Source organism: Micromonospora sp. KC207, from assembly GCF_004348615.1.
Classification (GTDB): domain Bacteria; phylum Actinomycetota; class Actinomycetes; order Mycobacteriales; family Micromonosporaceae; genus Micromonospora.
This window is the reverse complement of sequence record NZ_SMKJ01000366.1, coordinates 1-5566: the sequence shown is the minus strand read 5'-3', so window position 1 is coordinate 5566 and position 5566 is coordinate 1. Positions and strand designations below refer to the sequence as shown.

Genomic DNA, 5566 nt, shown 5'->3' with positions numbered 1-5566 from the left:
GTCTACGGCTGGGCGTCGACGATCTCCCCGAGGCCGGTGGCCGCCAGCTCGTCGCGCATGAGCGCGACGTCGCCCTCGACCACCAGGGTCAGCGAATCCGGGTGCAGGTGGGTCGCGGCGGCGGCCGACACCTCGGCCACGTCGGCGGCGAGCAGGGACTCGCGCAGCCGGGCGTGGTGGTCGTCCGGCAGGTCGTGCACGACCAGGGTGGTCAGCGCCGACGCGATCGCCCGGGGGCTCTGCAACTCGACCGAGAGCTGCCCCGCCCGCCAGGACCGGGCCACCGCCAGCTCGTCCTCGGTCACCCCGCCGACGCAGGTACGGGTGATCTCCCCGACCGCCTCGACCAGGGCCGGCGCGGTGACGGCCGTCTGCACCCCGGAGCTGACTGCGAACCGGCCGAACCGGCGGGACGAGGCGAAGTCGCCCCGGATGCCGTAGGTGTAGCCGCGCACCTCGCGGATCAGGTGGTTCAGCCGGGAGGTGAACGCGCCACCCAGCACCGTGCCGGCCAGGGTCATCGGCACGTGGTCGGGGTGCGCCCGGTGCGGGGAGGGATGCCCCAGCCGCAGCGTGGACTGCACCGACCCGGGCCGGTCGACCAGGAGGATCCGGCGTCCGGCACGCAACGGCACGTCGATCGGGCCCTCCGGGGGCACCGGGCCGCCGCCGGTGCCGGCGAAGGCCGCCGCGCCGAGCGCGTCCAGGTCGAGCCGGTCCAGGTCACCGGCGACGATCAGGGTGCCGGGGCGGAGGAACCACTCGGAGTGGAAGACGGTGACGTCCTCCACGTCCAGGGCCGCCACCGAGTCCGGGTCGCCGTACATGGGCCGGCCCCAGCGGTTCTGGGCGCCGAACAGGTCGGCCCGCAGCGCCGCCTCGGCCCGGGGGCCGGGGTTCGCCCAGTCCATCCGCAGGGCGGTCGCCTCGTCGTCGCGGACCCGCCGCACGTCGTCCGGGTCCAGCGTGGGCGTGCGGACCGCCTCGGCGAGCAGCTCGACGGCGGCGCTCAGCCGGCCCACCGGCACCTGGACGCTGACCTGGAACGAGTCCCAGTCGAGCCCGGTCACCAGCTCGGTGCCCAGCGCCTCGATGGCGAGCGCGTAGCCGGTGGCGTCCCGCTGCGCGGTGCCCTCCTCCAGCGCCTTGGCCAGCACCGCGCCGAGCCCCTCCCGGCCGACCGGCTCGCGGCCGGCACCGGCGTCGAGCAGCAGCAGCGCCACGGCCAGGTTCTGCCCGGGCAGGTGCGCGGCGACGACCCGACCGCCGGCCACGTCGCGGCGCACCACCTGCGGGAACCGGTACAGCCGGGCCAGCCCCGGCCCGGGACGATCGGCGATCAGGCTCATGCGGTCTCCTCGGGCAGGTAGGTCAGGGTGACCCGGTCCTCGGCGCGCAGCGCCTCGGCGGCGAGTTCGGCGATCTGTTCGGCGGTCACCGCGAGCCAGGCGGGCAGCCGCTCGGCGGCCTTCGCCGGGTCGCCGAACTGGGTGGCGTACCGGCCGAGGGTGTCGGCCCGGCCGTCGACCGTGGACATCTGCCGCCACCACGCGGTGCTGAGCAGCGCCTTGGCCCGGTCCAGCTCGGCGGCGGTGACCGGCACGGTCGCCAGCTCGTCGACGACCTCGGCCACCCCGGCGGCCAGCCGCTCGCCGGTCACCCCGGGCCGAGCGGTGGCGGTGACGATCAGCGGGGCCGGCGCGTGCCGCAGGTCCACCCCGTACGCGCCGACCAGGTCGGGCTGGGCGAGCCGCTCCCCGTCGGCCAGGCGCTGGTAGAGCCGGCTGCCCCGGCCGCTGCCCAGCACGGTGGCCAGGACGGTCAGCACGTCGTAGCCCGGGGTGCCGAACGGGTGGGTGCGGTGCGCGACGAACACGCGGGGCGCGGGCACGGCGGCGGTGACGGCCTCCGCCACCGGCGCGCCGGTGGCGGGCACGTGCCGGCCGTCCGGCGCCGCCGGAATCGACTCCCGGGCCGGGATGGCGCCGAAGTACTTGTCGGCCAGCGCGAAGACCTCGACCGCGGAGGCGTCGCCGACCACGGTCAGCACGGCGTTGTTCGGCGCGTAGTACGTGCGGTGGAACGTTTGGAAGGTGGCCAGGTCGGCGGCGTTCAGGTCCGCCATCGACCCGATCGTCGCGTGGTGGTACGGGTGACCGGGCGGGTAGAGCAGCGGCAGCAACCGCAGCCACGCGTCGCCGTACGGGACGTTCTCGTAGCGCTGGCGGCGCTCGTTCTTGACCACGTCCCGCTGGTTGTCCAGCGTCTCCTGGGTCAGCGCCGGCACCAGGCCGCCCATCCGGTCGGCCTCCAGCCACAGCGCCAGTTCCAGGTGCTCGGCCGGGACGGTCTCGAAGTAGTTCGTCCGGTCCGGGTTGGTGGTGGCGTTGAGCGAGCCCCCGGCGCCCTGGACGAGCTTCATGTGCTCGGTCTTCGCCACGTTCACCGAGCCCTCGAACATCAGGTGCTCGAAGAGGTGGGCGAACCCGGTCTGCCCGTCCGGCTCGTGCCGGGAACCCACGTCGTACCAGAGGTTCACCGCGACCGCGGGCGCGGTGCGGTCCTCGCTCACCACCACACGCAAGCCGTTGTCCAGTCGGGTCGTTTCGATCGGCCAGGGGTAACCGCTGTCGGGCATGGCCAGACGCTATCCGATCTCACGGTCGCAGCGGTGGCGCCTTGGGTCGGCGCGGCGGCCCCGCCACCGGCCCCGCCACCGGCCCGGACGCCGGACCCGGGCGGCGGGCGCTACCCGGGGCCGGCGTCGTGGCGTGGGGCGGGGCTCAGTCCGGGGGCTCGATCGACGGCACCGTCTGGTCCGACGTGCGGTGCTCCAGCAGGGTGTCGGGGGCGGCGTTGCGGTCGTCCTTTCTGCGGTCGGACTCGGCGAGGATCGCCTCGGCCTGGGCGTGCGGGTCGTCGCTGCCGGCCGCCGCCTCCTCGGGCAGCAGGTGCGCGCGGGACTCGATCCGGTGGGCGTCAGTCTGATCGTGGCTCATACCGGGCCCTGCACCCCGTCGACGGCTCAGCGGAACGGGCCGCGCACCTCGTAGGTGATCCCGCCCGAGGACGAGCCGGAGGTGCCCCGCTGGGAGGAGAAGTAGAGCCGGGTGCCGTCCGGGGAGAAGGCGGGGCCGGTGATCTCGGACGAACTCTGGCCGGTGATCCGGAGGAAGGGCGCGACCACCTCGTCCGGGGTGATGATGTTCATTTCCATGTTGCCGCCGTCCTCGGCTACGTACAGGTCCCCGGAGCGGGCCCCGACGATGTTGTCCACCCCGGTCAGGGGCGCGCTGCCGCCGGCCACCAACGAGTCGTCGTACGCCAGCTCGATGCGCTGCGCGACCGCGTCGTACGCCCAGACCCGGTTGTCGCCCTTGGTGGTGAACCAGCAGGTCCCGTCGGCGTACCAGCAGCCCTCGCCGCCGTTGAACTTCTTCGCGCCGGAGACCTGCTGGCGGGTGTACGTCGGCGAGCCGTCCGGGTCCGGCACCCGGGCCCAGGTGACCGGGCCGCTGGTGGCGGTGCCGGCGACCAGCACCTCCAGGGTGCCGGCGGACAGGTTGCCCCAGACGGTCGGCCGGAACCGGTAGAAGCAGCCGCTCGACTCGTCCTCGGTCAGGTAGATGACCTGTCGGGCCGGGTCGGCCGCCGCCGCCTCGTGCTTGAACCGGCCCAGCGCCGGCCGCTGCACCGCCGTCGTGCCGCCCTGCGGGTACGTCTCGTAGACGTACCCGCGGCTGACCTCCTCGCCGGAGAGCCAGGTGCCCCACGGGGTCGCGCCGCCGGCGCAGTTCCGGTTGGTGTCGGACAGGATCCGGTAGGCCGCCGCGACGGTCCCGTCGGCGTTGAATCGCACCGCCGACGCCCCGCCCCCCGGGGTGATCTCGGAGTTCGAGACGTAGATCCAACCGGTTCCGGCGGGGAAGCAGGCCCCGCCGTCGGGGGCGTCGTGCCACGAGTACGTGGTGCCGGCGACCACCTGTCGGGAGCGGGCGACCACCCGGCTGGTGAACCCGGCGGGAAGCTGGATGCCGTTGCCGTCGGCGGCGCCCAGGGGCCCGTACGGTCCCGCGCCGGGCTGGGCGGGGGCGGCCAACGCGGCGGACGACCAGAGGCTGCCGGTGAAGGCGGCGGCCCCTCCGGCGGCGGTGGCGCGCAGCAGCGTACGACGATCCATTCGAACCTCCAGGCGATGGCGTGTGCCGCCGAAGCTACCGAGCAAGACATCGATGAAAGTGAACGCGAGGCGAGGCTTTCCCGACGACCGGATGAGCCTTTCCCGCTACGTCGGGTACGCTGGTCGGCGTGACGCGGTCGTATCGATGGTTTAGGCAGCCGGCTGGAGGAGCCGGTGACTTCACCATGATCTGACGTCACTCCTCTTCGAGCCGGCCGGGCAGGGGCCTGAATCCCTGCCCTTTTGCGTACGAGCAGCCGGCTCGACCTCGGGCGCCGGCCCCGGGGCACGGTCGGCGGAAGGAATCCCACCGTGACGACCCCGGACAGCCATCGCGTGATCGATCAGCGGATCGACCGCGTCGTGCCGTTGACCACCCCGGCCCTGCTGCACCACCACCTGCCCCTGGACGCCGCGCTCACCGAGGCCGTGCTCGACGGCCGGCGCGCGGTCGCCCGGGTGCTGGACCGCGCCGACGACCGACTGCTGGTCGTGGTCGGTCCGTGCTCGGTGCACGACCCGGCCGCCGCCCTGGACTACGCGGCCCGGCTGCGCTCCGCCGCCGACCGGTTCGCCGACGACCTGCTGATCGTGATGCGGGTGTACTTCGAGAAGCCGCGTTCCACGGTGGGCTGGAAGGGCCTGATCAACGACCCGGGGCTGGACGGCTCCGGTGACGTGAACACCGGCCTGCGCACCGCCCGCGCGCTGCTGCTCGACGTACTGCGGCTGGGACTGCCGGTGGGCTGCGAGTTCCTCGACCCGATCACCCCGCAGTACATCGCCGACACCGTGGCGTGGGGCGCGATCGGTGCCCGCACCGTGGAGAGCCAGGTGCACCGGCAGCTCGCCTCCGGGTTGTCCATGCCGATCGGCATGAAGAACCGCCCCGACGGCAGCATCGGCACCGCCGTGGACGCGATCCGCGCGGCCGGCGTCCCGCACGTCTTCCCCGGTATCGACGTCTCAGGCACCCCGGCGATCATGCACACGCGGGGCAACGCCGACGGCCACCTCGTGCTGCGCGGCGGCAACGACGGCCCGAACTACGACGCCGTCTCCGTCGCCGCGGCGCTGGCGCAGCTGCGCGCGGCCGGCCTGGCGGAGCGGGTCGTGGTCGACGCGAGCCACGCCAACAGCGGCAAGGACCACCGCCGCCAGCCGTTGGTCGCCGCCGACGTCGCGGCCCAGCTCGCCGCCGGCCAGCGCGGCATCGTCGGCGTCATGCTGGAGAGCTTCCTGCTCCCGGGCCGGCAGGAGCTGGACCCGACGCGCGAGCTGGAGTACGGCCGCTCGATCACCGACGCCTGCCTGGGCTGGGACACCACCGAGGAGGTCCTCGACGCCCTGGCCACCGCCGTCCGCGCCCGCCGCACCACCCCGGCC

Annotated in this window: 5 protein-coding genes; 1 reads left to right on the top strand and 4 read right to left on the bottom strand. The window is 74.1% G+C overall.

Annotated features, from left to right (window positions below):
- Nucleotides 1–2: 2 nt before the first annotated feature.
- The 4 genes from E1258_RS29225 to E1258_RS29210 all read right to left on the bottom strand — a co-directional run bounded on the left by E1258_RS29225 (nucleotide 3) and on the right by E1258_RS29210 (nucleotide 4180).
- Complete coding sequence (locus E1258_RS29225) at nucleotides 3–1349, bottom strand: pitrilysin family protein (RefSeq protein ID WP_132406791.1); 1347 nt, start codon at nucleotides 1347–1349, stop codon at nucleotides 3–5.
- Nucleotides 1346–2638 (bottom strand): pitrilysin family protein, encoded by a 1293-nt coding sequence (locus E1258_RS29220; RefSeq protein WP_132406789.1) that lies wholly within the window; start codon nucleotides 2636–2638, stop codon nucleotides 1346–1348. Before E1258_RS29220 ends, E1258_RS29225 begins: the two co-directional genes overlap by 4 nt.
- Before the next feature lie 145 nt (nucleotides 2639–2783).
- Entirely contained in the window at nucleotides 2784–2999 is a 216-nt protein-coding gene (locus E1258_RS29215) for a hypothetical protein (RefSeq protein WP_132406787.1), read from the bottom strand.
- A gap of 26 nt (nucleotides 3000–3025) precedes the next feature.
- Nucleotides 3026–4180, bottom strand: coding sequence for an alkaline phosphatase PhoX (locus E1258_RS29210; RefSeq protein ID WP_132406785.1), 1155 nt, complete (start codon nucleotides 4178–4180; stop codon nucleotides 3026–3028).
- Nucleotides 4181–4492: 312 nt separating this feature from the next.
- Between E1258_RS29210 and E1258_RS29205 the strand changes: the two genes are divergently transcribed.
- Nucleotides 4493–5566, top strand: a 1074-nt coding sequence (locus E1258_RS29205) for a 3-deoxy-7-phosphoheptulonate synthase (protein ID WP_132406783.1), incomplete at its 3' end; no start/stop codon positions are given.

Excerpts from the sequence above, each read along its gene's own strand:
- E1258_RS29225 (WP_132406791.1), bottom strand. The coding sequence starts at position 1,349 with ATGAGCCTGATCGCCGATCGTCCCGGGCCGGGGCTGGCCCGGCTGTAC.
- E1258_RS29220 (WP_132406789.1), bottom strand. The coding sequence starts at position 2,638 with ATGCCCGACAGCGGTTACCCCTGGCCGATCGAAACGACCCGACTGGAC.
- E1258_RS29215 (WP_132406787.1), bottom strand. The coding sequence starts at position 2,999 with ATGAGCCACGATCAGACTGACGCCCACCGGATCGAGTCCCGCGCGCAC.
- E1258_RS29210 (WP_132406785.1), bottom strand. The coding sequence starts at position 4,180 with ATGGATCGTCGTACGCTGCTGCGCGCCACCGCCGCCGGAGGGGCCGCC.